Source organism: Actinokineospora sp. HUAS TT18, assembly GCF_051364635.1.
Taxonomy (GTDB): Bacteria; Actinomycetota; Actinomycetes; order Mycobacteriales; family Pseudonocardiaceae; genus Actinokineospora.
Map to the genome: position 1 here is coordinate 6,918,855 of NZ_CP195645.1, position 25,731 is coordinate 6,944,585.

Below are 25,731 nucleotides of genomic sequence, written 5' to 3' on the forward strand. Positions count from 1 at the left end.
GGGTCAATGACCGTGGGATCGCAGGCGACGGGCACCATTCGTCGTTTCTTGAGCAAGCGCGGACGCGGCCGGGAGTCGGCCAGTTTCGGCGCCGCCGCACTCGGCGTACTGCTGCTGGCCGGGGCGGCACTGGGGAACGGGATCTCCCGGACCGCGGTCGAGGTCTCCGACGGGCTGACCTGGCTCGCCGACGAGCAGCGCGGCGAGGTGGTCCAGGTCAATCCCGCCTCTGGCAGGCCGGAGACCCGGCTGCAGGTATCGGGCAGCGACTCCCAGCTCGACATCACGCAGAAGGACGGCGTCCTGGTCGTCCTCGACCGGCGCACCGGCCAGATCACCGTGATCGACCTGGCCACGCTGCTGGCCAGCGGCAGGCGACAGGCTCCCCCCGGCGGGTCGAGCAAGGTCCTGCTGGTGGGCGGCAGGCTTTACATCGTCGACCGGGCGGGCGGCTCGGTCGTCAACGCCGACCCGATCACCCTCGCCGACATCGGCGCGCCATGGCAGGCCGGGCTCCCGCTGGCCGACGCGGTGATCGATGAGTCGGGCACGCTCTGGATCGTCGACCACGGCGGCACGCTGCGCGCGCTGGAGTGGTCGGAGGACGAGGGCAAGTTCGTCGAGAAGTCCGAGCGCCCGGTCACCGGCGCGGGCCCGCGCACCGCCCTCGTCCCGCACGAGCGCGGCGTGACGCTGCTCGGCCTGGAAGGCGGTGTCGTCCTGCGCGACGGCACGGGCGAGGACCTGACCGCCTCGACGGCCCGGCAGGGCGGCGACGTGCTCGCCGCGCAGACCAGCCCGTCCGGTCTGACCCCGGCCTCGGTGCCCGACGCGGGCACGGTCGTGCTGGTCAGCGGCACTGAGGTGCTCCGGGTCAACGTGGCCGACCTCGGCTGCGCGCGGCCGGGCCGCCCGGTGGTCTACCGGGACAAGATCTACGTGCCGTGCCGCGGCACCGGCCGGGTCATCGTGCTCGACCGGGGCGGCAAGCGCGGCGGCGACGACGTCCGCACCAACGGCTCCGGCGACCCGCAGCTCGTGTTCGACGACGGCAAGCTGTTCATCAACGCCCCCGGCGCCGAGACCGGCGTGATCGTCGACCCGGACGGCTCCACCCGGTCGGTCGTGATCCGCAGCCCCGAGCTGCAGGTCACCAACCCCGACCGCTCGCCGCCGCCGTCGCCGCCGAGCCCGCCGAAGCCCAACCCGACCGAGCCGACGCGCACCCGGCCGAACCAGCCGACGCCGACCGGGAGCACGACCACCGGCGTCGCGCCGGGGACGACCGACCCGAGCGGCTCGCCCGCGCCCACCACCGTGACCTCCGGGACCCGCACGGGCGGCGCGCCCGGTGTGCCGCCAGGTGTGTCGGTCTCGCTCAACGGGCGCACGGCCAACGACGTCACCGTCGACATCCGCTGGGGCGCGGCCGCCGACAACGGCTCGGCGATCACCGGATACGTCGTGAGCGCGCGCGGCGGGTTCGCGGGCTCGCCCAAGACCGCCCAGGTCGCGGGAACGTCGACCACCATGGCCCTGAGCTGCGTGGGTAATCAGTTCTGCGTCAACGGCAGGCTCGATGTGTCGGTCGTGGCCGTCAACGGCGTCGGCCAGGGCACGGCCGGGACCGCGGTGTGGGCGGTGCCGCAGGCGAGCACGACCACGCCGCCGCGCCCGACCACGACCCAGCCCCCGGTGACCACCACGACGCCGCCGCCGGTGACCACGACGACCCAGCCGCCTCAGCCGACGACGACCACCACGACCCCGCCGCCCCCGGCCCCGGTGCCGACCGCGGGTGCCGTGGTGATCAGCGGTGCCACCAAGTCCGGTTACATCGCGCGCCTGACGATGGCCCCGCCGTCGGACTGGGCCAACCACGACGGCTCGTGCCTGGTCGTGAACAAGACCTATGACTACACCGAGGCCGTCGCCTGCAACGCCACGAGCGCGTCCGTCGCCATCGATGAGGGCGTGAACACCATTGTGATTCGGGCGACCGCGCGGGACGGCAGCCGCTCGGTGGAGTCGGCGAGCCGGACGGTCCGGATCATCGCCAACGAGTGCCAGCCAGGCCGGATCTGCCCAGTGCAGCCGCAGGTCGCCAGCGACCCAGTGAGCAACGAGGTGTCGTCCGGGCCGATGGTCGGCGCGGGCATCGGCCTGCTGGCCACCGCGGCGCTGCTGCGGTTCGGCGTGCGACGCCGCGAGGAACAGGAAGACGACAAGCAGTGACGACCATGAGTGGCCCCGCGATCGGTGAGCAGGAGATCGCCGCGTTCCGCGCGCTGCACACGCGGGTGGGCGACGCGGTGGAGACCGCGCTGCGCGGCAAGCGCGAGGTGATCGACCTGGTGCTGACGGCCATGTTCGCGGGCGGCCACGTGCTGCTGGAGGACGTGCCGGGCACCGGCAAGACGACTCTCGCGCGCGCCGTCGCGGGCGCGCTGGGCGGGCTGTCGCGGCGCGTCCAGTTCACCCCCGACCTGCTGCCGTCCGACGTGACTGGCACGTCGGTCTTCGAGCCGCAGACCGGCCAGATCCGGTTCCGGCCCGGCCCGGTGTTCGCCAACGTCGTGCTCGCCGACGAGATCAACCGGGCGGCGGCGAAGACCCAGTCGGCGCTGCTGGAGGTCATGGAGGAGCACACGGTCACCGTTGACGGTGTCGGGCACGCGGTGCCGGACCCGTTCCTGGTGGTGGCCACGCAGAACCCGATCGACCTCGACGGCACCTACCGGCTGCCCGAGGCCCAGCTCGACCGGTTCATGCTGCGCACCTCGATCGGCTATCCCGAGCTGCTGCACGAACTCGACGTGCTGCGGCCGGGCAGCGGCGCCGGCCGGATCGGCACGGTGCCGACGGTGACCAGCCCGCAGCAGGTCGCCGAGGCGGGCCGTCGGCTGGCGACTTTGCACGTGGCCGACCCGATCCTGCGCTACATCACCGAACTCGGCGCCGCGACCCGCGCCGACGACCGGCTGCGGCTGGGCGCGTCGACCCGCGGCCTGCGCGCGCTGGTCCGCTGCGTGCAGGTGTACGCCGCGGCCAACGGCAGGCACTTCGCGGTGCCCAGCGACGTCCAGCGGCTCAGCGCTCCGGTGCTGGCCCACCGGCTCGTGCTGACCCGCGAGGCGCAGCTGTCCGGCATGACCACGGCCGACGTGCTCGCCGACGTGGTGTCCCGGGTCGAGGTGCCGCGGCCGACGCCGCAATGAGCGTGCGGCTGACCGCGCGCGGCGTCGGCGCGCTCGTGCTCGGGGCGCTGCTCGCCGGGTGCGGCCTGTGGTGGCGGTATCCGGGCCTGGCGGCGCTGGGGATCGCGCTGACGGTGATCACGCTGGTGGGGATAGGTTCTGTGCTCTTCGCCGCCCCGGTGGCGACGAGCCGCACGGTCCGGCCGCGCACAGTGCAGCGGTTGGGCGCGTGCACCGGCACGCTGGAACTGACCAGTCGCGCCAAGCGGTTCCGGGTGCTGCTCGACGGCACCGACGAGGTCGCGGGCGAGCCGGTCCCGGTCGACATCCCGCTGCTGGCGCCGGGGGAGCAGACCAAGGTCGACTACCGCATCCCGACGGATCGCCGTGGGGTGTGGAAGGTCGGCCCGCTGACGCTGCGCAGGCGCGGACTGGCCGCGCTGGCGGAGGCCCGCACGACTGTGGGCGCGGTCGTCGAGGTTCGAGTGGTGCCCCGGGTGCTGCCCGTTCGCGGGCTGCCGTCGGGCGCCCGCCGCGGCCAGGTCGGCGCGGATGAGCGGGTCGAACGCGGCGGTACGGATTTGGTGGGCCTGCGCGAGTACGTGCCCGGCGACGACCTGCGCCGCCTCCACTGGGCGACGAGCGCGCGTACCGGCACCCTGATGATCCGCGAGGACGCCGACCCGGCGCGCCCGCATCTCGCGGTGCTGCTCGACGACCGCGCCGCGGGCTACCCGGAAGCGCGCCAGTTCGAGGACGCCGTCGAGATCGCCGCGTCCCTGCTGACCTCCGCGATCGGCGACGGCCACCCGGTGCGGTTGCTGACCGTGTCCGGCTCGGTGGACGTCGAGGTCGGGGCGAGCACGGCCGACGGCGACGCGGCGTCGGTGCTCTCTGAGTTGGCCGAACTGGCGATGACCGACGCGGAGCCGACCTCGTCGGTTCCGGTGCGGGATCTGGACGTGGTCGCGGTGGTGTGCGGTGCCGAGTCGGAGCTTTCGGCGCTGCTGCTGGAGGCAGGTCGGGCGGCGTTCGGCGTGGTGCTGTCGGTCGACCCGAGCGCGTCCGGTCTGTCGGCGCTGGGCGGGGTGCTGGTGATCCGCGCGGCGGACGCCGAGGGCGTGCTGCGCGCGTGGGACACAGGGGTTGCCCGATGACTGGGATCAGGTCCGCGTGGGCGGCTGTTCTTCTTGTGCTGGCGGCGTTTCCGCTGTCGGCGGGCTGGTCGGGCTCGGTGGCGTGGCCGGTGTTCGCGGGGGCGGTGGTCGTCGCGTTCGGCGCGGTGCTGCTGGCGAACGCGGTCAAGCTGACGACCGGCCTCACGTTGTCCGTGCTGGTCCTGGGTGGCCTGACCGCAGGCTATTACGTGGCCAAGGGCGCTATCGCGGGTGGCCCGATCGAGGTGCTGCGCGACAGCCTGCCCCGGCTGCTGACCTCCGCGCGGCCCGCGCCGCCCACGCTCGATCTGCTGATGCCCGGTGCGCTGCTGGTGTTCCTGGTCGCGGTGGTCGTCGCGGTGTCGTTGGCGGGTCGGTCTCTCATCGGCCCTCCCGCGGGCGCGGTCGTCGTCTACACGGCAGGAGCTTTGCTGACGGCCGGTCGTGCGGACTCGCGCGGGCTCATCGCGTGCGCGATCGTCGTCCTCGCGGTGCTCGGCTGGGTGCTGATCGACCGGGCCGAGGCCGCGCGCAAGGCACCGGTCGTGCCGCCGGTCGCCGTGCTGACCGTGCTGGCCGCGATCGCGCTGGCCGCCGGGATCCTGCCAGGCCGCAACGCTTTCGAGCCCCGCGAACTCGTGCAGCCGCCGGTCACCGACATCGACGTGTCGAACCCGCTGCCGAAGCTCGCGTCGTGGGCCGGGATGGCCGACACCGAACTGCTGCGCGTGCGCGGCCCGGAACTGCCGGTTCGCCTTGTCGCGCTGGCCGACTACACCGGCGCGGCCTGGCAGGCATCGTCGCTGTACGGCCCCATCGGCGCTGTCGCGGCGCCGGACCTGCCCGCGGGCAAGCACGTGCAGGAGGCCGACGTCGAGATCCGTCTCGGCGCGCTCGACGGAACGTGGCTGCCCACCATGGGCAGGCCGACCTCGACGAGCCTCGGCGACGTGCTGATCGACCCCGACTCCGGCTCGCTCGTCCTGCCGCGCGGGGCCACGCCCGGCCTGACCTACGAGATGCACGGCGTGGTCGACAAGCCGAGCGACGACGACCTCGCCACCGCGAAGGTCCCCGACGCGAGCCGCTACCTAGAGCTGCCGGGCCTGCCCGCGACGCTGGCCGACTACGCCAGGCAGGCCGTGGCCAACACGAACTCGCCGTACGAGAAGGCCGTCGCGCTGGAACAGGTCGTGCGCCTCGACCGCCACCCCGACGCCGAGGCCCCGGTCGGCTCGTCCTACGCGCGGATCGAGCAGTTCCTGTTCGGCCCGGCGGGCGACGCGGGCGCGGGCAAGGGCACCGCGGAGCAGTTCGCCACCGCGTTCGCCGTCCTGGCCCGGTCGGTGGGCCTGCCGACCCGGGTCGTCGTCGGATTCCCTCCGGTGCCTGAAGGTCCGGACGGCTACCGGGTGATCCGCGGGATCGACGCGACGGCGTGGCCGGAGGTGTACTTCAGCGATTGGGGCTGGGTGCCGTTCGACCCGGTCGCGGGCACCGACAGCGGCACCAGCGCCGCGGCGAAGCGCGAGGTGCTCAACCGGCTGGCCTCCACCACCGCGAAGCCGACCGCTCCGGCGTCGGACTTGCCCGCGCTGGTCATCCCGACGACCCAGCCCGCGCCCTCGGCCGCGCCGCGACCCCAGTCTCGGCAGTGGATCCTGCTCGCCGGGGTGGTCGCTGTGCCGCTGCTGGTGCTGGTCGTCCTGGCGTCGCTGCGTGCCGGTCGCCGGTCACGCCTGCGCCGCGCCGGGCCACAGGGAGCCTGGGCATACGTGCTGGATCACCTGCTGCTCGCGGGCCGCAGCCCGGCCCGGCACCTCGCCGCACCCGACGTCGCCGCGACCGTCCCGGACCCGGCGGCCCGCGCCTTGGCCGACCTGGCCGACCGCGCCGCCTTCGCGCCGGAGAAGACCGCGTCCGGTGACGCGTGGGGCTTGGCGCGCAAGGTGCGGGCGGGCGTGCGCAAGTCGGTGCCTTGGCACCGCAGGATCTTCTGGGGAGTCGACCCGCGGCCGTTGCGCCGACGCTAGTTCCGCACCGCGCAAACCCTTGCGGACGAGCCCTTGTGGTTCTCCGGGTCGACGAGACCGACGGCGACGAGCTGGAAGCAGTACTGCTTGGCCTTCGGGTCGAGGTCCGGCACCAGGAACGAGGTCTTGCCGGGGTCCACACCGGACACCAGCTTCGGCTTCGGTGAGACCACGGTGACGTCGTAGAGCACGAAGTGCGCTTGGCCACGGGTCGGGTCGGTCCAGAACACCTCGATGCTGGACCCGTTGTCCTTCAACCGGTTCAGCACGGGCGCCGTCCCCGGGTCGCCACCCTCGGCGATGCCGCCGCCGGTCGTTACGGGCGCGGTCGTGACGGGTGCGGTAGTCGTCGGCTGGGGCGTCGTGGTGACCGCGGCGGTGGTCGTTTTGGGCGAGGGCTGGGCGGAGGTCCCGTCGTCGCTCGCCAGGATGCCGATGCCGACGCCGACGATGGTCACCACGATCGCGGCCAGGCCCCACGCCCACGCGCGGGACTTGCGCTCGGGGGCCGACTCGGGGGTGCGGTCGGTGGCGTCGAAGTCGAGCAGGTCCCAGTCACGGTCCGGCTCGGCCACCGGCTTCGCGTGCGGCCACTGGATCGCGGGATCCCGGGGTGGGGCGACCGGTGTGGTGCGGATGGTCTGCTCGGCGGGCCTGACCGGCGGTGGCGCCTGAGTTCGCGGCGGCGTCGCCTCGTAGGACGCCGGACGTCCTACATCGGCAACCTGCGCAAAGGTTTGCGGTGCCGGTGCCGGTGCCGGTGCCGGTGCGGGTGTGGGCGTCGGGTCGGGGGTAGTCGGCGCGGTTGGGATGGTCGGCGGGGCTGGGGTCGCGCCTGCCGATGGGCCGAACTCGACCGGTGCGGGCGCTTCCACGTGCCGCATCGTCAGGTCGGCGAGCTTGCCCGTCATCGTCCCGCGCGACTCTTCCACGACCGGCGCGCGCACCGGTTCCGGCTCGGGTTCCGGCTCCGGCGGCGTGGCGGACGGGCCGAAGTCGGTGAACGAGCCCGCCACCACGTGGCTCGTGTGCTCGACCGGCGCCATCGCCGTCGCCTCGTCGTCCACAGTGGACACAACGGCCGACGGCCCCCACCGCCGGACCTCCGCGCCGACCTCCGCCAACGCGTCACGCAGAGCGCCCGCGTCCGGATAGCGTTCCGCGCGGTCCTTGCGCAGACACCTGGCGATCACCTCGGCGAGTTCGCCCGGCACATCCGGCCGGGTTAGTCTGCGCGGCTCGGCCGACCGGATGCGGCCCAGGTAGGGCAGCACGGTGTCCTCGTCCGGGTTGTCCGACGCGAACGGCGGCACGCCCTCCAGCAGCGTGAACAGCGTCGAACCGAGCGACCAGATGTCGTCGGCCGCTGCGGGCGCGCCCCCGTCGATCATCTGCGGCGCCGCGTGCCGGTAGCTGACCATCTGCAGCGACGCCGAGTGCCCGGCGTCGGCGCCGCGCGCGATGCCGAAGTCGGCCAGCACGTAGGACGTCGGCAGCACGAGGATGTTCTGCGGCTTCACGTCGCGGTGCAGGAACCCCTGGGCATGGGCGAACGCCAGCGCGTCGGCCACCGCGATCCCCGCGGCCACCACCTCGACCACCGGCAGCGGCCCGCGTTCCCGCAGCCGGTCGTGCAGGGAGCCCAGGTCGTAGAACTCCATGACGATGCACGGCCGCCCACCCGGCACCGTGCCGGTGTCGAGCACCGTCACGATGTGCGGGTGCTGGCGCCCGAGCCGGACGGTGATCTCCAGTTCGCGCTGGAACCGCGCCAGCGTCGCGGGGTCGTCGACCTGCAGCACCTTGACCGCGACGTCCCGGCCGAGGCCGTCCTGCCGCGCGCGGTAGACCGTGCCCTCGCCACCCTGGGCGACGAGGCGGAAGTCGCTGTACCCGGGCAGGCTGATCGAGCCCGCCGCGGGTTCAGCGGGTTTGGGTGCCCATGCCAGCAGTTCGTCGTCCACGGCGGCATCGTATCCACGCACGGTCCGTCGCGGACGGTGGTTGGCCGGGGCGTGACCCCGGCCAACCACGACCGGCTAGCTGACGGCCTTCAACGCGTCGACCTCACCGGCTCCGTAGAAGCTGTTGTGGGCCGGACCGCCCTGGCAGGTCTGCGGCGCGCCGCTGTTCTGCGGGAACGGTGCGTAGATCGACGTGTCCGGGCACGACAGCGGGTTCGTCGCCTGCTGCAGCCGCGCCGCGATCGCGCCCGGGCTGCCGCCGCGGACCGAGAGCAGCAGCGCCGCGACGCCGACCGCGTGCGGTGCGGCCATCGAGGTGCCCTGGGCGTAGCAGTACTTCGCGCCCGTGGCCGGGTCGAACACGGTCCGCGCGGGCAGACACGCCGCCGCGGTGGGCCACGTCGAGAGCACCCGGCCGTTCACCGTCGACCCCACCTGCAGGATCGAGTCGCCACCCGGCGCCGCCACGTCGGCGGTGGAGATGCCGTAGGACGAGTAGAACGACTTGAGCCGCAGGCTGCCCGTCGCGGTCACGCCGACCACGCCGGGGACCTCGACCGGAACCACCGAGCAGGCGTTGGTGATCTCGCGCTCCTGCTCGCTGCCCGGCGGGAAGTCCGGGCTGATGACGTCCATGGTCGGGTGCGACAGGTCGGTGCTGTCGTTGCCCTGTGAGGCGATCACCAGCACGCCGTTGGACTGCGCGTAGCGGATGGCGCGCCGCTCGGCGGCCCACAGCGCCCGCTGTTCGGGGTCGTTCTTGCAGTTGAACAGCCACGGGTCGGCGAAGTAGCTGTTGTTCGTCACGTGGATGCCGTGCGTGGCCGCCCACATGAACGAGCAGATCACCATCTCTGGGAAGAAGAACCCGTCGTCGTTGCTCGACTTGATGCCCGCGATCTTCACGTTCGGCGCGACGCCGACGATGCCGGTGCCGTTCGCCGCCGCGGCGATGGTGCCCGCGGTGTGGGTGCCGTGCCCGTTGGCGTCGTTACCCGGCAGCAGTGGGGCCGGGGCGCCGCTGGAGCAGTCGGTGCTGCGCGAGGCGTCGTAGTTGGGTGCGATGTCGGGGTGGGTGAAGTCGAGGCCGGTGTCGAGGTCGCCGACGATCACCGAGCTGCTGCCGCCGGTGATGGCGTGCGCCTGTGGGACGTTGATCTGAGTCATGTCCCACTGCAGGCCGGACAGGGTGTCGCCCCACGCGGCCTGCTGGATGGCGGCGGCGGTGGCGTCGTCGGCCGCGGCGGCCGGGAGCCGGGTGCCGAAGCCCGCGGTGGAGCTCACGGCCTCCACGCCCGCCGCCTGCTTGACCGAGTTGGCGAACCCGCCGCTGCCCGAGCGGGCGACGACGACCCCGATCTGCGAGTAGTTCGCCACGACCGTGCCGCCCGCGGCTTGGACGGCGCCTGCCGCGCTCGCGGTTGACGCCCCTTGCCGGTAGACGACGACATACGTGGACTGCGCCGCGTCGGTGGTTCCCGCGGCGGTGGTGGCACTGATCGGTGCCACGAGCAGCGCCGCTGTCAGCCCGAGTAAGGCGGGCAGCGTGCGTCTGCGGGTTGCGTGCTTCATGTGCAGGCCTCCGGGTTGTGCCGGTTGCCCCCTGGATGGCGTGGTCGTGCTGCCCCTGTGGTCGATCCCCACCATTGCATCGCGTGGGCGGCCGATTTCGTACCGTGCGGGCTAGGTGAATCTCAGGTCCGCCGAAGCCGACTGCTTGAGCGTGCGAGTCACAGTACAAAGCGCGGCGACCGCGCGCTGGACGACAGCGCGCAGTTCGTCCTGGGCCTCGGCTTCGAGGCCCGACAGGTCGAGGTCGAGCAGCAGGTCCACGCCGTCGAGCTGGTGGGCGCCGGGCGGGCGCACGTCGGCGGCGGTCACCCGCACGGGTATCTCACCCGCGCGGCGGACGATCAGCTCCTCGCCGGTCACCGCCGCGCAGCCCGCCGCGGCGGCCAGCAGCAGCTCGACCGGGCTGAACGAGCCCGCCTGGCCCACCCGGCCGATGGCGACCGAAGCGCCCCGGTCGTTGCGCGCGACGAACTCGTGGGTGCCGGTCCGCTCGACCTCGACCGGGCTCACTCCGCCGCCGCCCGCTCGGCCTCGCCCCGCTCGACGCAGAACTCGTTGCCCTCGGGGTCGGCCAGCACGACCCAGCCCCGGCCGTCCGGCCTGCGCTGGTCGTCGACCAGGGTGGCGCCGAGCCCGATCAGCCGCTCGACCTCCTCGTCGCGCGTGCCTTTCGGACACAGGTCGAGGTGCACCCTGTTCTTGACGGACTTGGCCTCCGGGACCTGGACGAACAGCAGCCGCGGCCCGGCGGGCAGTTCGATGAGCACGGCCTCGTCGCCGGGCTGGTCGTCCGGGTGGACCGGCAAGCCGATGACCCCGCTCCACCAGGTGCCCAGCGCGTAAGGGTCGGAGCTGTCAACGGTGATGCTGTGGATCAGGGAGGTCAACGGTCTTCCTCTCGGCTGGTGAGCCGCAGGATTCCCACGCGGCCGGTGGCGCCGGACGCCCAGCAGGCGCCGTCGCGCGCGCAGTCAACCGTGTCGAACGTACCGGCGTCGAACTGTTTCCAAGTGCGGCCGCTGTCGATCGTGTAGTCGCTGCCGGTCGGTCCGACGGCGATGGCGGCGGTCTGGACGAACGGGTGCCACGCCACGCCCGAGCGGTAGCCCTGCGGCGCGGTCGACGGCTTCTGCCAGGTCCGGCCCGCGTCGCGGCTGGTGCCCAGCGCGTCGGTGCCGTTGGTCGGGGCGGCGAAGTCGCCGCCGACGGCGATCCCGCGCAAGGTGTCACGCCACGCGGTGGCGAACACGCCCGCGCTCGCGCCGCTGGCCAGGTTGGTGTCGGTGGCCGTCCAAGTGCGGCCGCGGTCGCGGCTGTGCAGGACGCGCGCCTTGGCGCCGCCGCCGGTGGCGATCCACGCGTCCCGTCCGCCCGCGACGCTGACGCACTGGCCGCTGGCGGCGAAGGCGAACTCACCTTCGAGCGCGGCGGGCATCCCGTCGTTCGGCACGACGGTCCACGTCGCGCCGCCGTCTTCGGTCGACAGCACGCGGAACTTGCCGTCGACCGGGTCGCTCAGCGCGATGCCGTGCCTGCGGTCCCAGAAGGCGAGGCAGTCGTAGAACGCGGTCGGCTCGGTGTTGCGGAAGACCTCGGTCCAGGTCGCGCCGCCGTCCCCGGTCCGGAAGATCCGGGAGTCCTCGCCGGTGCCGATGCTCATGGCCACGGCGGTGTCGGCGTCGAACGCCTGGATGTCGCGCAGCTGGAGGGCGGCGGCGCCGGGCGGGATCGTGCGCTGCCAGGTGGCGCCGCCGTCGACGGTCCGCAGCACGGTGCCCTCGCTGCCGCTGGCCCACGCGACGCGGTGGCTCACCGCCGACAGGCCGCGCAGGCGGGCGGTGGATCCGGTGGGGGACAGCTGCCAGGTCGGGCTGAGCCCGGGCGCCGGGGTGGCCGACGCGGGGGCCTGCAGCAAACCGGCGGTCACCGCGGCGAGCGCGGCGATGATCAAGGGTCGCTTCATGTGGCCGGAACCTAGCCGACCGTGACGCCGAGGGCCAGGTTCTAAGCTGGCCGCGATGAGTACGTACACCAGCTTCGTGGCCCTGGGGGATTCGTTCACCGAGGGGATGTCCGACGACCTGCCCGACGGCACCTGCCGCGGCTGGGCCGACCTCGTCGCCGACCGCCTCGCCGCCGACGCCCCCGGCTTCCGCTACGCCAACCTCGCGATCCGCGGCAAGCTCGTCCGCCAGATCGTCGACGAGCAGGTCGACGCCGCCGTGGCCATGCGTCCCGACCTGGTCAGCTTCGCCGGCGGCATGAACGACGTGCTGCGCCCCGGCTGCGACGTCGGCGCGGTGACCGCCAAGATCACCGAGGCCGCCGCCGCGCTCGCCGGGTCCGGTGCCCGGCTCATGCTGTTCCGGGTGATCGACCCGACCGGCCGGATGCGCGGCAGCGCCCGGCTGATGCCGCGCATCACCCGGCTGCTGTCCGTGGTCGACGCGCTGGCCGCCGAGCACGACGCGATCGTGGTCGACCTGTTCTCCGAGAAGGTGTTCGACTCGCCCGCGCTGTGGGCCGAGGACCGCATCCACCTCAACGCGGAGGGCCACCGCCGGGTCGCCGAGGCCACGCTGCGCGCGCTGGGTCTGCCGGGCTCGTTCGACTGGACCGCGCCTGTGCCCGCCAACCCGCTTTCGCTCGCCTCTCGGGTCCGGGCGGACATGCGCTGGGCCCGGGTGCACCTCGGGCCGTGGATCGGGCGTCGCTTGACGGGCCGGTCGTCCGGCGACGGACGTGCGCCCAAGCTGCCGGAGCTGACTCCGCGCTAGTCAGGCCGCGGCCAGGGTCGGCAGCAGCTTGCGCAGGTCGTTCACCGCCGCGCGGCCCGCGCGGTTGGCGCCGATGGTGCTGGCCGACGGGCCGTAGCCGACCAGGTGGATTCGGGGATCGGCGACGACGCGGGTGCCGTCCATGACGATCCCGCCGCCCGGCCCGCGCAGCCGCAGTGGCGCGAGGTGGTCGAGCGCGGCGCGGAAACCGGTCGCCCAGAGGATCATGTCGGCCTCGATGAACCGGCCGTCCGCCCAGGTCACGCCAGTCGGGACGATCCGGTCGAACATGGGCAGCCGGTCGAGCACTCCGGTCCTGCGCCCCTCGACGACCTCGGGCGTGAGCCCCAGGCCGGTGACGCTGACGACGCTCGCGGGGGAGCGGCCCGCGCGGACGGCCTCATCCACCCGGGCGACGGCTGCGCGGCCGTGCTCCTCGGTGAAGGGGCCTTCGTGGAAGACCGGCGGACGCCGGGTGACCCAGGTCGTCGCCGCCGCGAACGGGGCGATCTCCAGCAGCGCCTGCACCGCGGACGTCCCACCGCCGACAACGACGACCCGCTTGCCCGCGAAGTCCTCGGGGCCGCGGTAGTTCGCGGTGTGCAGCTGAATGCCCAGGAAGTCCGACTGGCCCGGGTAGTGCGGCCAGAACGGCTTGTCCCAGGTGCCGGTCGCGTTGATCAGTGCCCGCGCCGACCAGACGCCGCGGTCGGTGTCGATCAGCAGGCGGCCGTCGTCGGTCACCGAGTGGACCGCGACCGGCCGCAGCACCGGCAGGTCGAACGCCCGCTCGTAGGCGCCGAAGTAGTCGGCGACCACTTCGGACGCCGGCCGGGTCGGGTCGCGCTCGCCGAGCGGGAAGTCGGGCAGGTCGTGGATGCCGTGCACCCGGCCCAGCCGCAGCGTCGGCCAGCGGTGCCGCCACGCCCCGCCCGGGCCGGGGTTGGCGTCCAAGACGACGAAGTCCATGCCGACCCGGCGCAGGTGATAGGCGCTGGACAGGCCCGCCTGCCCCGCGCCGATGACGGCGACGTCCACCTCGGTGGTCATATGAGGATCAACGCGCGGGTGAGCCGAGCCTTCCCGTTTCGGCGGTCTGATCGGTCACACTGTCCCGATGACCGACCACCGCGAACTGGCGCGCACGCTGTTCAACAGCGTGTGGGACCTGCTCGACCGGACCGACCGCGGCCCGGCCGACGACGACCGCATGATCCACATGGCGCACGCGTCGCGGTACCACTGGGGCGAGGTCGGCACCGCGCAGAACCTCATCCGCGGCGAGTGGCAGTGCGCGCGCGTCTACGCCGTGCTCGGCAGGCCCGAACCCGCGCTGTGGCACGGGCAGCGCGCGCTCGCGCTGTGCCAGGAACACGGCGTCGCCGACTTCGACCTCGCCTTCGCCTACGAGGCCATCGCCCGCGCGCACGCCATCGCGGGCCGCACCGACCAGGCACGCGACTACATCGAGCGGGCCGACAAGGTCGCGATCGCCGACCAGGAGGACCGAGGCCAGCTCAAACAGGACCTGGCCTCGGTGCTCAGGTGACCCGGCCGGGCCGCTCCAGGTAGGTCTCGCCCGCCTCGGCGAACCCGAACGGCCGGTACAGGTCGTGCGCGTCCTGGGTGTGCAGCATCCAGCGGAAATTGGCGCCGGGGCCGTCGTCGATCATCGCGCGGACCATCGCCTTGGCGATGCCCTGACCGCGCGCGCTCGCCAGCACGTGCACATCGGCCAGGTATCCGAGCGCGACGCCGTCGGAGACGGCACGCGCGAAGCCGACCTGCGCGCCGGTCGCGCGGTCGTAGGCGCCGACCAGCCGCCACGCGTTCGCGACCTGTGTCTCGAACTGCTCGCGGGTGCGCCACCGCGCCCAGTACGCCTCGGTCGACAGGAACGCCCACGCCGCGTCGACGTCGATCCGATCCCGATCGATGTCGATCTCAAACTCACTCATGGCCGCAATGTAGCGACGTAGCGCGCGGGCGTAACCCCAATATTCTTCCGGAAGTCCCGGATGAAGTGGGCCTGGTCGCTGTACCCGAGATCGACCGCCAGCGCCGCCCAGTCCACATCGTCGCCAGACTCGGCGCGCGCGGCGGCCTCGTGCATGCGAACCCGCCGGATCACCCACTTCGGCCCGACGCCCACATACTCGTTGAACAGCCGCTGCACCGACCGCACCGCCATCCCGGCCTCGCGCGCGAGTTCGTCCACCCTGGACACACCCTGCTCGATCGCCGCGACCATCGACCGGACGTCGGCCACCACGGGGTCGGCCTCGGGCCTGCGCGGGATCAGCACCGCCTCGGCCGCGGCCACCATCGCCGCGTCGTCGCCCGCCGACAGCACCGTCTCCGGCGCGACGTCGAGGAAGTCCGGCACGACCTTGTCGGTCAGTGTGGACACCGGCCCGCCCAGCCACGGCCGGAACCCGCCAGGGTGGAATCGGACACCCAGGACGTGTCCCTCGCCGACGAGCCTGCGCACGAACCGCCCGCGCATCACGCCGTAGAGCAGCGTGCCTTCGGGCTCGAACACCAAGTGGACGTTCGGGTGCGGGACCACCTGCTGCTCGTGTGGTGTCGTTCGCCGCCACGACACCAGCCAGTAGTACTCGACGAAGTCGGCCAGTTCCGCCGAGGGCGCCAGCGCACGCAACTCGAACCTGGTGCGCGCCGCCTGCGCACCGAGCACGCCTTTGCGTGGGACCGGCACAGCGAAACCTTAGACCGGGCCACCGACAATCCTGTCGCGTTTGTTCAAGACCCCAGGCCAGAGCCGAATTTAGCGTTGGGGCATGGACAAGCAGACAGTGATGGAGCGGGCGGCCGCGGGCGTTCTCGCGGTGGTCGGCAACGTCAAGCCCGACATGTACGACCGCCCGACCCCGTGCGCGGACTGGGACGTCCGCACGCTGGCGAACCACCTCACCCACTGGTCGGCCGTCGTCTCCGAGCGCGCCGCCCGCAAGCAGCCGGTGCCGTCGGACGGCTCGGAGGCCGAAGGCACCGACTACACCGCCGAGGCCGACTGGCCCGGCTTCTTCGCCGACCGGCTCGACCGCGCGGTCAAGGCATGGGGTGCACCGGGAGCGTGGGACGGCGAGACCGTGCTGGCCTCCGACCCCCGGCAGGCCGACTTCATCGGCAAGATGCTCTACGGCGAGCTCGTCCTGCACGGCTGGGACCTCGCCAGGGCGACCGGCCAGGACCTCGCCATCGACCCGGACGTCGCCGAGGCCGCGCTGGTCGACGCCGAGGAGATCGCGGACATGGCCCGCGAGTGGACCGCGTTCGGGCCGGAGGTCAAGGTGGGAGCCGACGCGTCGACCGTGGACAGGCTGCTGGCCGTGAGTGGCCGCGACCCGGAGTGGCGGCCGTAGTCTCGCGGGCATGACGCGTGACGTGGTGGTGATCGGCGGCGGAATCGCCGGGGTGTCTGTCGCGGCGGAGCTGGCCGCCTCCCGAGACGTATTGCTCGTGGAGGCCGAGCCGATGCTCGCCCGGCACACCACCGGCCGGTCCGCCGCCGTCTACCTGCCCAGCTACGGCGGCCCGGTCATCCGCGCGCTGACCGCCGCCAGCCTGGCCAGGTTCGACCCGGACCTGCTGTCGCCGCGCCCGATGCTCTGGGTCGCGACAGACGACGAAGGCACCGCCACGATCGACGCCTACCTGGCCGGGGGCACCGCGGATCCGGCAACCGCCGCCGAGGCACAAGCACTGTTCCCCGCGCTGCGCCCGGAGACGGTCCGGTCCATCGCGATCGAGCAGGGCACGCGCGACCTCGACGCGATGGGCCTGCACCAGCACTACGTCCGCCTGCTGAAGTCCCGCGGCGGCGAGATCAGGATGGGCGCCCGCGTCACCGCGCTGACCAGCGACGACGCGGGCTGGCAGGTCACCGTGGGCGCCGAGACCCTCCGCACGCGAACAGTCGTCAACGCGGCGGGCGCGTGGGCCGACGAGATCGCCGCGCTCGCGGGCGTCCGCCGACTCGGCCTCCAGCCGCTGCGGCGGACTATCGCCATCGCGGTCGGCGCCCCGGTCGACCCCGCGTGGCCGCTGGTCTGCGACGCCGCGAACCACTTCTATCTGCGCCCAGAGGGCACAGGCATGTTGATCTCACCCGCCGACGAGACGCCCAGCGATCCATGCGACGCCAAGCCCGACGAACTCGACATCGCGATGGCCATGGAACGCGTCAACGAGGTGACCACCCTGGCCCTGCGCTCGGTCCGCACCGCGTGGGCGGGCCTGCGGACCTTCACCCCCACCCGTGTCCCCGCGGTCGGCGAGGCCGCCCCCGGCTTCCACTTCTTCGCGGGCCAGGGCGGCTACGGCATCCAGATCGCGCCCGCGCTCGCCGCGGCGGGCGCCGCGGTCATCCTCGGTGAGCCGATCCCGGCCGACATACCGGTGACATCCGAAGACCTCTGGGCGCCGGGCTGATCCGGCCACTATGTTGACGTGATGGACATCGGGGCGAAACTGGCCGACCTCGTCGGCGCCGAACACGTCATCGCCGGAGCCGACGCGTCGGAGGACTACAGCCACGACGAGACGCTGTCGTCCGCCCCGGTCCGGCCCGCTTTCGTCGTCCGGCCGGAGTCGGCGGAACAGGTCGCCGACATCTTGAAGCTGGCCACCGAGACCAACACCCCGGTCACCGCGCGCGGGTCCGGCAGCGGGCTGTCCGGGGCGGCGGTGCCGCGCGCCGACGGGCTGCTGGTGTCCTTCGAACGGATGAACCAGATCGTCGAGATCGACACCGACAACCACGTCGCCGTCGTCCAACCCGGTGTCACCCTCCAGGAATTGGAGGAGCGGACGGCCGCCGACGGGCTCGTCTACCCGGTCTACCCGGGCGAGCTCAGCGCGAGCCTGGGCGGCAACGTGGCCACCAACGCGGGCGGGATGCGCGCGGTGAAGTACGGCGTCACCCGCCACCACGTGCTCGGCCTGCAGGCCGTCCTCCCGACCGGCGAGATCCTGCGGACCGGCGGCAAGTTCGTCAAGGCCAGCACCGGATACGACCTCACCCAGCTCATCGTCGGCTCGGAGGGCACGCTGGCCCTGGTCACCGAGGCGATCCTCAGACTCCAGCCGCGCGTGACCCACCAGGCCACCATCCTGGCCCCGTTCGGCGACCTCACCTCGGTGGTGCGGGCGGTGCCCAAGGTCGTCGGCAGCGGAATCGGCCCGCTGATCCTCGAATACATCGACGCGATGACCATGGGCGCGATCACCTACACCGCCGACCTCAAACTCGGCATCCCCGACCAGGTCCGCGACACCTCGCAGGCCTACCTCGTCGTCATGCTGGAGAACCGTCTGCCCGACCGGCTCGAAGCCGACGTCGAGGCCACGAGCACCCTGCTCAGCGACCTCGGCGCGGTCGACGCGTACGTGCTGGAGGGAACCGCGGCGCGCAAGCTCATCGAGGCCAGGGAGAAGGCGTTCTTCACCGCGAAGGGCGCGGGCGCCGACGAGGTGATCGACACCGTCCTGCCGCGCGCGGCCCTGCCGGAGTTCATGGCCAAGGTCACCGAGATCGCCCAGGCCAACGAGACCTTCGTGGTCGGCTGCGGGCACGCGGGCGACGGCAACGTGCACCTGGCGGTGTTCCAGAAGGACGAGGCCAAACGCTCGGCGGTGCTGCATGGCCTGTTCGAAGCGGGCATGGCGCTCGGCGGCGCGATCTCCGGCGAACACGGCATCGGCCATGCCAAGAAGCAGTACTTCCTCGAGTTGGAGGACCCGGCCAAGGTCGCCGTCATGCGGCGCGTCAAGCAGGCGTTCGACCCGGCCGGGATCCTCAACCCCGGCGTCCTGTTCGACTGATCCCCGTACCAGAGAAGGACTCCATGAACGGCGCACAGTCCCTGATCCGCACGCTGGTCGACTCCGGTGTCGACGTGTGCTTCGCCAACCCGGGCACCTCGGAGATGCACTTCGTCGCCGCGCTCGACGACGTGCCGGAGATGCGGGGCGTGCTCGCGCTGTTCGAGGGCGTGGTGACCGGCGCGGCCGACGGGTACGGGCGGATGGCCGACAAGCCCGCCGCGACCCTGCTGCACCTGGGTCCCGGCATGGTCAACGGCATGGCGAACCTGCACAACGCCCGCCGCGCGCACACTCCGATCGTCAACGTCATCGGCGACCACGCGCTGTACCACAAGGGTTTCGACGCGCCGCTGGAGTCCGACATCGACTCCCTGGCCGACTGGACGCATGGTTGGAAGCGGACTTCGCAGGACAGCGCGGCGATCGGCCGGGACGCCGCCGAGGCCGTCGCCGCCGCGATGACCGCGCCGGGACAGCTCGCCAACCTGACCCTGCCCGCCGACGTCTCCTGGGGCGACGGCGGCGTGGTCGCCTCGCCCGTCGAGCCGCCCGCCGCGTCCATTGTGGACGACTCGGCGGTCGCCGATGTCGCCGACGTGCTTCGGTCCGGCGAGTCCGCGGTGCTGTTGCTGGGCAAGGGTGTCACGCGGGAACGCGGCCTTCGCGCGGCCAGCCGGATCTCGGTCGCCACGGGCGCGAAGGTGTTCGTCGAGACGTTCCCCGCGCGCTTCGAGCGCGGCGAGGGGCTGCCCGCGATCGATCGGCTCGGCTACCTCGCCGAGCAGGTCCAGTGGCAGCTCACCGACGTCAAGCACCTGATCCTGGTCGGCAGCAAGGCGCCGGTCTCGTTCTTCGCCTACCCCGGCAAGGCCAGCGAGCTGACCCCGGACGGCTGCAAGGTGCACACCCTCGCCGCGCTCGGCAGCGACACCGCCGACGCGCTCGACCGGCTCGCCGACGAGGTCGCCGCCGACGCCGAACCCGTGTTGCAGCAGGCTTCCCGGCCCGCGCTTCCCTCGGGGGTGCTGACTCCGCAGAACTGGGCCGAGGTGATCGGCGCGCTGCTGCCGGAGGGCGCCATCATCTCCGACGAGGCCAACACATCTGGGCTGATGATCCCGATGGTGACCGTCGGCGCGCCCCGCCACGACGTGCTCACGCTGACCGGCGGCGCGATCGGCCAAGGGCTGCCGGTGGCGGTCGGCGCGGCCGTGGCGTGCCCGGACCGGCCGGTGGTCTGCCTGCAGTCCGACGGCAGCGCGATGTACACGATCTCGGCGCTGTGGACGATGGCGCGGGAGAACCTCAACGTGACGACGGTGATCCTGAACAACCGCGCCTACGCGATCCTGCGCATGGAGCTGACGAGGGTCGGCGCGCAGGGTGGTCCGGTGGCGAACTCGCTGCTCGATCTGTCCACACCGGACATGGACTTCGTGGCGATCGCGCAGGGGATGGGCGTCCCGGCGACGCGGGCGACCACGGCGGAGGAACTGGCCGAGCAGTTCAGCCGGGCGCTGGCCGAGCCGGGCCCGCACCTCATCGACGCCATGGTGCCGTCACTGATCTGACTCGGCGGATGAGGTGCGGGATCGGCGCGCCGCTTACCCGAGGGGCCACTCACACCACCAGTCGTGGTGGTGGTGGCCGAGGTGCAGGTCGAGCGTCAGGTCGAGATCGATGTCGAGGATCAGCCCGCAGCAGTCGTCGTGGGTGGCGGTCGAGGTCTCGGCGGAGGCCATCGGGGTCGCCAGGGCGAAGCTGAGCGCGGTCGCGCCGAGCAGGATGCCGAGTCGTCTTGCCGTGGTGCGCATGTGTCACTCCTAGCTGGACAGTACGGACCAGAAAAGCCTGACAGACAACAAAAGCGGCCACGAGACCTCGGACGAGTGGACCTTGCCCGCCCGCTGGTTCGCTCGATCGTGTGACAACAAAAGGGCGAGAGCCCACGTTTGAGGGGTATGCATCCTCAAACGTGGGCTCTCGCCCTACTGCTGGTGACCTACCTTGGCTCGTCGATGATCCGCGCCGGCCGGTCGGCCTTGGCCTTGTCCGACGCCTCCCGCATCTCGATGATGTCGGTGGCCAGGTCGCCGATCTCCCTGGCGATGTCGCGCACCGCGCCGGTGATGATCAGCGCGATCCGGCCGATGTGGCTCGCGGCGGACTCGGTGACCTCCTGCACGGTGTCCTTCGCCGCCTCGAAGTCGCTGACCATGGTCGCTCCCGTTCCGGTGTCCGTCATGCCGCGCGCACCGCGCGGCCACCGCCGACGGTACCGGCAGGCGGGCGGTCCGGCTTGCCCCAGAGCCGGTCCGGAAGGGCAAGTCGCACGATCTTCACAAACACCGAAGTCAGCTGCTTGGCGAAACCGCCGGTGTTGTACTGCAGGCCGTACTTGGCGCAGATCGCGCGCACCTCCGGGGCCATCTCCGGATAGCGCCGCGCGGGGATGTCCGGGAAGAGGTGGTGCTCGATCTGGTGGGAGAGGTTGCCGGACATGATGTGGAACAGGGGTCCGCCGGTGATGTTGGCCGAACCGAGCATCTGCCGGTAGTACCACTGGCCCCGGCTCTCGTTCTCCGTCTCTTCCTCGGTGAAGCTCTGCACGCCCGTGGGGAAGTGGCCGCAGAAGATGATGGAGAACGCCCAGACGTTGCGCACGAAGTTGGCGGTCAGGTTGCCCGCGAGGGTGGTGACGAACATGGGCCCGGTCAGCGCCGGGAAGAGCACGTAGTCCTTGAGGGTCTGCTTGAGCCCCTTGTGCCACATGCGTTTGCGCGCGGCGGCGCCGTCCGCCCACTTCTTCTCGCCGGAAAGGAGACGATCCGCCTCCAGATCGTGCAGCATCACGCCCCACTGGAAGAACGCCATCAGCGCCAGCGCGTATGCCGGGTTGCCGAGGTAGTACGGGTTCCACTTCTGTGCCTGGTCCATCCGCAGGACGCCGTAGCCGATGTCGCGGTCCTTGCCGAGGATGTTGGTGTAGGTGTGGTGCACGTAGTTGTGGGAGTGCTTCCAGTTCTCCGCGGGCGCGACGGTGTCCCACTCGAACATCTTGGAGTTCAGTGCGGGGTCACGCATCCAGTCGTACTGGCCGTGCATGACGTTGTGGCCGATCTCCATGTTGTCGAGGATCTTCGACACCGACAGCGCCGTCACGCCGAGCACCCAGGCAGGAGGGAAGAACCCGGCGAACAGCAGGCCGCGGCCCGCCACCTCGAGGGCCCGCTGGACCTTGATGATGTTGTAGATGTACTCGCGGTCGTCGTCGCCGAGTTTGGCGATGGTCCGCTCGCGCAACTCGTCGAGGTCGCGGCCGAGCGCGTCGAACTGTTCCTTGGTGAGAGTCATGTCGATGCTCCTAGAGGTCGATGGCGACGTCGCCGACCGGGACGGAGACGCACAGCTGGATCTCCTCGTCGGGGTCGGTGGACAGCGCGCCGTTCCGCACGTCGCGCACGCAGCCCGCCGTCTTCACGCGGGTGCAGGAGAAGCAGATGCCCATGCGGCAGCCGTGCTCTGGCTTGAGCCCGGCGGCCTCGGCCTGGTCGAGCAGGGTGGCGCCGGAGTTCGCGGCGGTCTTGTTGCTGCGGGCGAAGGTGACGTCGCCGGTGGCGTCAGCCGCGTCGATGGTGATGGGTGCCGGGGCGAAGTCCTCGGTGTGCAGGCGGTCGGCGACGCCGAGGTCGGCGAACGTCTCGCGGACGCTGCGCATGAGGCCGGGCGGGCCGCACAGGTAGGTCTGCGCCTCGGCGTACCAGGGCGCGACCTTGCGCAGGTGGGTCTCGTCGAAGAAGCCGGTGAGGTCGCCGTCGTCCGCGTCGGTGTAGGCCAGCACGGCGTCGCGCTGCCGCAGTTCCTCGCGCGCGGGCACGTCGGACTCGCGGTAGGCGTAGTGCAGGAACGCGACCTGTCCGTCGTAGCCCTCGTCGGCCAGGGTCCGCAGCATGCTCAACACCGGGGTGATGCCGCTGCCGCCGCTGATGAGCAGGATCTTGTCCGGCCGGGTGGCGGGGAGGGTGAACGTGCCCTCCGGCTGCGACAGGTGCAGCACCAGCCCGGGCTTGGCGTTGCGGCGCAGCCACTGGGACACGAGTCCCTCGTGGTGGGCCTTGACGATCAGCTCGAAGCGGCCGTCGCGGTGCTGCGAGGTCGCGGGGGAGTAGCAGCGGGTACGGCGGACGCCGTCGATGTCGACGGAGACGCGGACGAACTGGCCCGCGGTGAAGCCGCGCCAGCGGCGGGTCGGCCGGACGGTCAGCGTGACCGTGTCCGGCGTGCTTCGGTGAACACTTGTCACCTCACCGCGCAGCTCGCGGATGACCAGCGTCGGGTGGATCAGTTCGAGATAGCGGTCAATGCCGTGGGGCGTGGCCAGGGCCTCCAGCAACCGCAACCCGGAAGTGCGCACCGTGACCTCCCTCGTCGGTGAACATGCGTACACTGAAAAGTGCATCGCGCTGGAGCGTGGGTGTCAACTCGAGGGAGGTGTGACAGTGCACACGCGTACTCTCAACGTCGTGGCAGTGGAACCGGTCGGGTCGCGGCAGGAACGCAAGCAGCGCACCCGCCAGGCGCTGCTCGACGCGGCGCTCAGTGCGGAGGAGAGCCTGGCGAGCCTGAGCCTGCGCGAGGTCACCCGCGAGGTCGGCATCGTCCCCACGGCGTTCTACCGGCACTTCGCGTCGATGGACGAACTCGGCGTCGTGCTGGTCGAAGAGGCCATGCGCACGCTGCGTGCCATGCTCCGCGAAGCCAGGCGCAGCCCCGGCCGCGACGCGATCCGCGGCTCGGTGGCGATCCTGGTCAACCAGGTCGGGCGGCACGCCTCCCACTTCCGCTTCCTGCTGCGCGAACGCCACGGCGGGGTCGAACCGGTCCGCCGCGCGATCCACGCCGAGCTGCGCCTGCTCGGCAGCGAGCTGGCCACCGACCTCGGCCGCTTCCCCGGCATGGCGACGTGGTCCTCCGACGACCTGCGCATGGCCGCCGACCTGATGGTCAGCGGCATGCTGTCGATCGTCACCGCGCTGCTGGACGTCGCCGACCACCCGGACGACCGCGCGGAGGTCGTGTCCGTCGCCGAGCGCCAGCTGCGACTGATCGTGCTCGGCATGAGCCGGTGGACGAGCCCGGGGCAGCGGAGTTAACCTGGTTCCGGCGCTGTACCGCGCCTGACCTCTGATTCGGTGCTCGCGCCACCGACGCGATAGGGGTAAAGGGAACCTCGCGTTCTCGGTGCGTCCGATTCGCCATGCTCTGATCGGTGGAGCAGGGAAAGCGCGAGTTTCGCTGTGGCCGCCGGGGAGCATGATGACGAAGCAGAGGACGTTCAAGACCAAGGTCCGCACCCGCATGGCCAAGACCGGTGAGAGCTACGCGGCCGCGCGCAGGCAGCTGATCGCCCCGCTCGACGAGATGGTCAGCGCCGATGCCGTGCGCAAGGGGTCCGGCCGCCCGCGTGAGGAGTGGTTCGCGCTGCTCGACAAGTGGGGCGCGGTCAACCGTCCGCACAAGGAGATCGCGGCCTGGCTGTTCGAGACCCACGGAGTCAGCGGCTGGTGGGCGCAGAGCATCACCGTCGCCTACGAGCAGGCACGCGGCCTGCGTGAGCCCGGGCAGCGCCGCGCCGGGGACTACGCGGTGAGCGTCAGCAAGACGATGAACATCTCCGCCGAACTCGCCACCGCCGCCTTCACCGACGAGGTGCTGCGCGACCAGTGGCTGCCGGGCGTCGAGCTGACGATCCGCACGGCGCGTCCCGGCAAGTCCGTGCGGGCGCTGTGGCCGGACGGCAAGACGCAGATCAACATGGGCGTCACGGTCAAGGGGCCGGACAAGACTCAGGTCGCCGTCGCCATCGAGAAGCTCGCCGACGCTGACGCCGCCGCCGAGATGCGTGAGCTGTGGCGGGAGCGGATGGCCGCGCTGAAGAAGATCCTGGAGGGCTAGACCGCGTGGGTTCGGGGTGGCTCGGCGACCATCGTCAGTGCCACCCCGAACTCCTGGCGGATGGCGTGCGCCGCCGCGCCGACGACCGCGCTGTCCTCGCCGAACGCGGAGAACCGCAGCCGCACCGGGGTGAAACCCGACATCACGCGCGCGGCCAGCGCCGCGTTGACCGCGGCGAGCAGGCGCGGCCCGATCCGGTCGTCGGTCACCGGCCCGCCGACGACGAACTCGTCCACGTCGAGCGCGCCGGTCAGCATCGAGACCGCCCGCGCCAGGCCGTGCGCGGCGCGGTCGACGCGTTTGCCCAGCGCGTGGGTGGTGTTGTCGTCGGCGAAGGACGCGTAGCGCGCGATGACCTCCGGCGTCGCGTCGCCGATGATGATCGGGAGCGCGGCCACGGTCTCCAGGCAGCCGACGAGGCCGCAGTGGCAGCGCAGGGCGACGCCGATGTCGACGTGGCCGATCTCGCCGCTGCGGAAGCCGCGGCCCTCGTGCAGCCTGCCGTCGAGCACGATGCCCGCGCCGATGCCGGTGCCGAGCCACAGCAGCACGAGGTCCGGGCCGGTGTCGGCGCTGTGGGCCACTTCGGACAGTGCGATCGCGTTGGCGTCGTTCACCACGTGCACCGGCAGGCCGCAGCGCTGCGCGAGTTCGGCGCCCAGCGGAAGCCAGTTCCAACCGAAGTTGACCGCCGAGCGGACCACGCCGTCCGGGGCCACGATCCCGGGCACGGACAAGCCGATCGCGGTCACGTTCTCGGTCCGCACCCTGCGGATCAGGCGGGCGATGACGGCCGGGTCGAACTCCGCGGGCACGGCCGTGGACGCGCGCTGCTCCAGCCGCCCGGCCAGCGTGAGCCGCTGCGCCGTCGCGCGCTCGCGGCCGATGTGCACGCCGATGAACCGGTGGTGGTCGTCGTCGAGTTCCAGCAGCGTGCGCGGTTTGCCGCCGCGGGAGACGGCGTGGCCCGCCTCGCGGACCAGCTTGCGCTCGACCAGGGTCGACACGATCGTCGACACGGTGGCGGCGGGCAGGCCGGTCTCGCGCACCACGTCGGTGCGGGCCCGGCCGCCCTGGGCGATCGACTGCAGCACGAGGGCGTCGTTGTGCTCGCGCAGTGACTCGATCGTCGCCTTGCCGGTGTACCGCAGCCGCGTCATGTCCGTAACTTACTTCGTTGGGTGACGGAAGTGAGCGGCACTGTACGCAATGGTTCAGACCAATGG

25 protein-coding genes are annotated in these 25,731 nt (G+C 72.0%); 12 read left to right on the plus strand and 13 right to left on the minus strand.

Translation table 11 applies throughout. The features are described from left to right. Nucleotides 1-6 precede the first annotated feature (6 nt). From ACSHT8_RS32225 to ACSHT8_RS32240, 4 genes are read left to right on the plus strand one after another with little or no spacing between them, the layout of a single operon-like run. Nucleotides 7-2,235: a hypothetical protein gene (locus ACSHT8_RS32225; protein WP_436495432.1), complete on the plus strand. Its 2,229-nt coding sequence runs from the start codon at nt 7-9 to the stop codon at nt 2,233-2,235. Between the two features lie 5 nt (nt 2,236-2,240). After that, the gene (locus tag ACSHT8_RS32230; protein ID WP_436495434.1) at nt 2,241-3,218 is read left to right on the plus strand and encodes an AAA family ATPase; all 978 of its coding nucleotides are present in this window, start codon (nt 2,241-2,243) and stop codon (nt 3,216-3,218) included. After that, nucleotides 3,215-4,354 carry a DUF58 domain-containing protein gene (locus ACSHT8_RS32235; RefSeq protein WP_436495436.1) on the plus strand — a complete coding sequence of 380 codons (1,140 nt, stop codon included), beginning with the start codon at nt 3,215-3,217 and terminating at the stop codon, nt 4,352-4,354. The genes ACSHT8_RS32230 and ACSHT8_RS32235 overlap by 4 nt, the downstream gene beginning before the upstream one ends. Beyond that, nucleotides 4,351-6,387 carry a DUF3488 and transglutaminase-like domain-containing protein gene (locus tag ACSHT8_RS32240; protein WP_436495438.1) on the plus strand — a complete coding sequence of 679 codons (2,037 nt, stop codon included), beginning with the start codon at nt 4,351-4,353 and terminating at the stop codon, nt 6,385-6,387. The genes ACSHT8_RS32235 and ACSHT8_RS32240 overlap by 4 nt, the downstream gene beginning before the upstream one ends. On the opposite strand, the gene ACSHT8_RS32245 is transcribed toward ACSHT8_RS32240, so the two are convergent. The 5 genes from ACSHT8_RS32245 to ACSHT8_RS32265 form a co-directional block, all read right to left on the minus strand. Further along, the gene (locus tag ACSHT8_RS32245) at nt 6,384-8,351 is read right to left on the minus strand and encodes a protein kinase domain-containing protein (protein ID WP_436495440.1); all 1,968 of its coding nucleotides are present in this window, start codon (nt 8,349-8,351) and stop codon (nt 6,384-6,386) included. The genes ACSHT8_RS32240 and ACSHT8_RS32245 overlap by 4 nt on opposite strands. Nucleotides 8,352-8,426: 75 nt before the next feature. Next, nucleotides 8,427-9,923: a S8 family peptidase gene (locus tag ACSHT8_RS32250; RefSeq protein ID WP_436495442.1), complete on the minus strand. Its 1,497-nt coding sequence runs from the start codon at nt 9,921-9,923 to the stop codon at nt 8,427-8,429. Between the two features lie 111 nt (nt 9,924-10,034). Next, nucleotides 10,035-10,433, minus strand: coding sequence for an OsmC family protein (locus ACSHT8_RS32255; protein WP_436495444.1), 399 nt, complete (start codon nt 10,431-10,433; stop codon nt 10,035-10,037). Next, entirely contained in the window at nt 10,430-10,810 is a 381-nt protein-coding gene (locus ACSHT8_RS32260; protein ID WP_436495446.1) for a VOC family protein, read from the minus strand. The genes ACSHT8_RS32255 and ACSHT8_RS32260 overlap by 4 nt, the downstream gene beginning before the upstream one ends. Further along, nucleotides 10,807-11,886, minus strand: coding sequence for a WD40/YVTN/BNR-like repeat-containing protein (locus tag ACSHT8_RS32265; RefSeq protein WP_436495448.1), 1,080 nt, complete (start codon nt 11,884-11,886; stop codon nt 10,807-10,809). Before ACSHT8_RS32265 ends, ACSHT8_RS32260 begins: the two co-directional genes overlap by 4 nt. 55 nt (nt 11,887-11,941) lie before the next feature. On the opposite strand from ACSHT8_RS32265, the gene ACSHT8_RS32270 reads away from it, so the two are divergent. Next, entirely contained in the window at nt 11,942-12,700 is a 759-nt protein-coding gene (locus tag ACSHT8_RS32270; protein ID WP_436495450.1) for an SGNH/GDSL hydrolase family protein, read from the plus strand. Here the strand turns inward: ACSHT8_RS32270 and ACSHT8_RS32275 are convergent, their stop codons facing one another. Then, nucleotides 12,701-13,750, minus strand: a complete 1,050-nt coding sequence (locus tag ACSHT8_RS32275; RefSeq protein WP_436495452.1) for an FAD-dependent oxidoreductase — start codon at nt 13,748-13,750, stop codon at nt 12,701-12,703. Between the two features lie 67 nt (nt 13,751-13,817). On the opposite strand from ACSHT8_RS32275, the gene ACSHT8_RS32280 reads away from it, so the two are divergent. Beyond that, nucleotides 13,818-14,249: a tetratricopeptide repeat protein gene (locus ACSHT8_RS32280; protein WP_436495454.1), complete on the plus strand. Its 432-nt coding sequence runs from the start codon at nt 13,818-13,820 to the stop codon at nt 14,247-14,249. Here the strand turns inward: ACSHT8_RS32280 and ACSHT8_RS32285 are convergent. Next, nucleotides 14,242-14,658: a GNAT family N-acetyltransferase gene (locus ACSHT8_RS32285; protein WP_436495456.1), complete on the minus strand. Its 417-nt coding sequence runs from the start codon at nt 14,656-14,658 to the stop codon at nt 14,242-14,244. The two genes, ACSHT8_RS32280 and ACSHT8_RS32285, sit on opposite strands and share 8 nt — an antisense overlap. Next, complete coding sequence (locus ACSHT8_RS32290) at nt 14,655-15,419, minus strand: AraC family transcriptional regulator (protein ID WP_436495458.1); 765 nt, start codon at nt 15,417-15,419, stop codon at nt 14,655-14,657. Before ACSHT8_RS32290 ends, ACSHT8_RS32285 begins: the two co-directional genes overlap by 4 nt. 82 nt (nt 15,420-15,501) lie before the next feature. Between ACSHT8_RS32290 and ACSHT8_RS32295 the strand changes: the two genes are divergently transcribed. The 4 genes from ACSHT8_RS32295 to ACSHT8_RS32310 are packed head-to-tail and all read left to right on the plus strand — an operon-like array spanning nt 15,502 to nt 20,121. Then, nucleotides 15,502-16,086: a TIGR03086 family metal-binding protein gene (locus ACSHT8_RS32295; RefSeq protein WP_436495460.1), complete on the plus strand. Its 585-nt coding sequence runs from the start codon at nt 15,502-15,504 to the stop codon at nt 16,084-16,086. Between the two features lie 10 nt (nt 16,087-16,096). Next, complete coding sequence (locus ACSHT8_RS32300) at nt 16,097-17,155, plus strand: NAD(P)/FAD-dependent oxidoreductase (RefSeq protein ID WP_436495462.1); 1,059 nt, start codon at nt 16,097-16,099, stop codon at nt 17,153-17,155. Between the two features lie 18 nt (nt 17,156-17,173). Next, nucleotides 17,174-18,547 (plus strand): FAD-binding oxidoreductase, encoded by a 1,374-nt coding sequence (locus tag ACSHT8_RS32305; RefSeq protein WP_436495464.1) that lies wholly within the window; start codon nt 17,174-17,176, stop codon nt 18,545-18,547. 23 nt (nt 18,548-18,570) lie between these two features. Next, nucleotides 18,571-20,121 (plus strand): acetolactate synthase large subunit, encoded by a 1,551-nt coding sequence (locus ACSHT8_RS32310; protein ID WP_436495465.1) that lies wholly within the window; start codon nt 18,571-18,573, stop codon nt 20,119-20,121. A gap of 33 nt (nt 20,122-20,154) precedes the next feature. Here ACSHT8_RS32310 and ACSHT8_RS32315 read toward each other — a convergent pair whose 3' ends face one another. The 4 genes from ACSHT8_RS32315 to ACSHT8_RS32330 all read right to left on the minus strand — a co-directional run bounded on the left by ACSHT8_RS32315 (nt 20,155) and on the right by ACSHT8_RS32330 (nt 23,009). Further along, nucleotides 20,155-20,364: a hypothetical protein gene (locus ACSHT8_RS32315; RefSeq protein WP_436495467.1), complete on the minus strand. Its 210-nt coding sequence runs from the start codon at nt 20,362-20,364 to the stop codon at nt 20,155-20,157. A 188-nt stretch (nt 20,365-20,552) separates the two neighbouring features. After that, nucleotides 20,553-20,768, minus strand: coding sequence for a hypothetical protein (locus tag ACSHT8_RS32320; RefSeq protein WP_436502237.1), 216 nt, complete (start codon nt 20,766-20,768; stop codon nt 20,553-20,555). A 23-nt stretch (nt 20,769-20,791) separates the two neighbouring features. Further along, nucleotides 20,792-21,904 carry a fatty acid desaturase family protein gene (locus tag ACSHT8_RS32325; protein ID WP_436495469.1) on the minus strand — a complete coding sequence of 371 codons (1,113 nt, stop codon included), beginning with the start codon at nt 21,902-21,904 and terminating at the stop codon, nt 20,792-20,794. Nucleotides 21,905-21,914: 10 nt separating this feature from the next. Beyond that, nucleotides 21,915-23,009: a ferredoxin reductase gene (locus ACSHT8_RS32330; protein ID WP_436495471.1), complete on the minus strand. Its 1,095-nt coding sequence runs from the start codon at nt 23,007-23,009 to the stop codon at nt 21,915-21,917. Between the two features lie 64 nt (nt 23,010-23,073). Between ACSHT8_RS32330 and ACSHT8_RS32335 the strand changes: the two genes are divergently transcribed. Together ACSHT8_RS32335 and ACSHT8_RS32340 are read left to right on the plus strand one after the other, a co-directional pair. Further along, nucleotides 23,074-23,703 carry a TetR family transcriptional regulator gene (locus ACSHT8_RS32335; protein ID WP_436495473.1) on the plus strand — a complete coding sequence of 210 codons (630 nt, stop codon included), beginning with the start codon at nt 23,074-23,076 and terminating at the stop codon, nt 23,701-23,703. Between the two features lie 163 nt (nt 23,704-23,866). Then, on the plus strand, nt 23,867-24,505 hold the full coding sequence (locus tag ACSHT8_RS32340) for a hypothetical protein (RefSeq protein ID WP_436495475.1): 639 nt from the start codon (nt 23,867-23,869) through the stop codon (nt 24,503-24,505). On the opposite strand, the gene ACSHT8_RS32345 is transcribed toward ACSHT8_RS32340, so the two are convergent. Beyond that, on the minus strand, nt 24,502-25,665 hold the full coding sequence (locus tag ACSHT8_RS32345; protein WP_436495477.1) for an ROK family transcriptional regulator: 1,164 nt from the start codon (nt 25,663-25,665) through the stop codon (nt 24,502-24,504). The two genes, ACSHT8_RS32340 and ACSHT8_RS32345, sit on opposite strands and share 4 nt — an antisense overlap. Nucleotides 25,666-25,731 lie beyond the last annotated feature (66 nt).

What these genes read in the sequence shown, in the direction of transcription:
- ACSHT8_RS32315 (WP_436495467.1), bottom strand. Translation starts at nt 20,364, where the DNA reads ATGCGCACCACGGCAAGACGACTCGGCATCCTGCTCGGCGCGACCGCG.
- ACSHT8_RS32270 (WP_436495450.1), top strand. Translation starts at nt 11,942, where the DNA reads ATGAGTACGTACACCAGCTTCGTGGCCCTGGGGGATTCGTTCACCGAG.
- ACSHT8_RS32230 (WP_436495434.1), top strand. Translation starts at nt 2,241, where the DNA reads ATGAGTGGCCCCGCGATCGGTGAGCAGGAGATCGCCGCGTTCCGCGCG.
- ACSHT8_RS32325 (WP_436495469.1), bottom strand. Translation starts at nt 21,904, where the DNA reads ATGACTCTCACCAAGGAACAGTTCGACGCGCTCGGCCGCGACCTCGAC.
- ACSHT8_RS32275 (WP_436495452.1), bottom strand. Translation starts at nt 13,750, where the DNA reads ATGACCACCGAGGTGGACGTCGCCGTCATCGGCGCGGGGCAGGCGGGC.
- ACSHT8_RS32295 (WP_436495460.1), top strand. Translation starts at nt 15,502, where the DNA reads ATGGACAAGCAGACAGTGATGGAGCGGGCGGCCGCGGGCGTTCTCGCG.
- ACSHT8_RS32225 (WP_436495432.1), top strand. Translation starts at nt 7, where the DNA reads ATGACCGTGGGATCGCAGGCGACGGGCACCATTCGTCGTTTCTTGAGC.
- ACSHT8_RS32320 (WP_436502237.1), bottom strand. Translation starts at nt 20,768, where the DNA reads ATGGTCAGCGACTTCGAGGCGGCGAAGGACACCGTGCAGGAGGTCACC.
- ACSHT8_RS32340 (WP_436495475.1), top strand. Translation starts at nt 23,867, where the DNA reads ATGACGAAGCAGAGGACGTTCAAGACCAAGGTCCGCACCCGCATGGCC.
- ACSHT8_RS32240 (WP_436495438.1), top strand. Translation starts at nt 4,351, where the DNA reads ATGACTGGGATCAGGTCCGCGTGGGCGGCTGTTCTTCTTGTGCTGGCG.
- ACSHT8_RS32285 (WP_436495456.1), bottom strand. Translation starts at nt 14,658, where the DNA reads ATGAGTGAGTTTGAGATCGACATCGATCGGGATCGGATCGACGTCGAC.
- ACSHT8_RS32265 (WP_436495448.1), bottom strand. Translation starts at nt 11,886, where the DNA reads ATGAAGCGACCCTTGATCATCGCCGCGCTCGCCGCGGTGACCGCCGGT.
- ACSHT8_RS32345 (WP_436495477.1), bottom strand. Translation starts at nt 25,665, where the DNA reads ATGACGCGGCTGCGGTACACCGGCAAGGCGACGATCGAGTCACTGCGC.
- ACSHT8_RS32235 (WP_436495436.1), top strand. Translation starts at nt 3,215, where the DNA reads ATGAGCGTGCGGCTGACCGCGCGCGGCGTCGGCGCGCTCGTGCTCGGG.
- ACSHT8_RS32280 (WP_436495454.1), top strand. Translation starts at nt 13,818, where the DNA reads ATGACCGACCACCGCGAACTGGCGCGCACGCTGTTCAACAGCGTGTGG.
- ACSHT8_RS32330 (WP_436495471.1), bottom strand. Translation starts at nt 23,009, where the DNA reads ATGCACTTTTCAGTGTACGCATGTTCACCGACGAGGGAGGTCACGGTG.
- ACSHT8_RS32310 (WP_436495465.1), top strand. Translation starts at nt 18,571, where the DNA reads ATGAACGGCGCACAGTCCCTGATCCGCACGCTGGTCGACTCCGGTGTC.
- ACSHT8_RS32250 (WP_436495442.1), bottom strand. Translation starts at nt 9,923, where the DNA reads ATGAAGCACGCAACCCGCAGACGCACGCTGCCCGCCTTACTCGGGCTG.
- ACSHT8_RS32300 (WP_436495462.1), top strand. Translation starts at nt 16,097, where the DNA reads ATGACGCGTGACGTGGTGGTGATCGGCGGCGGAATCGCCGGGGTGTCT.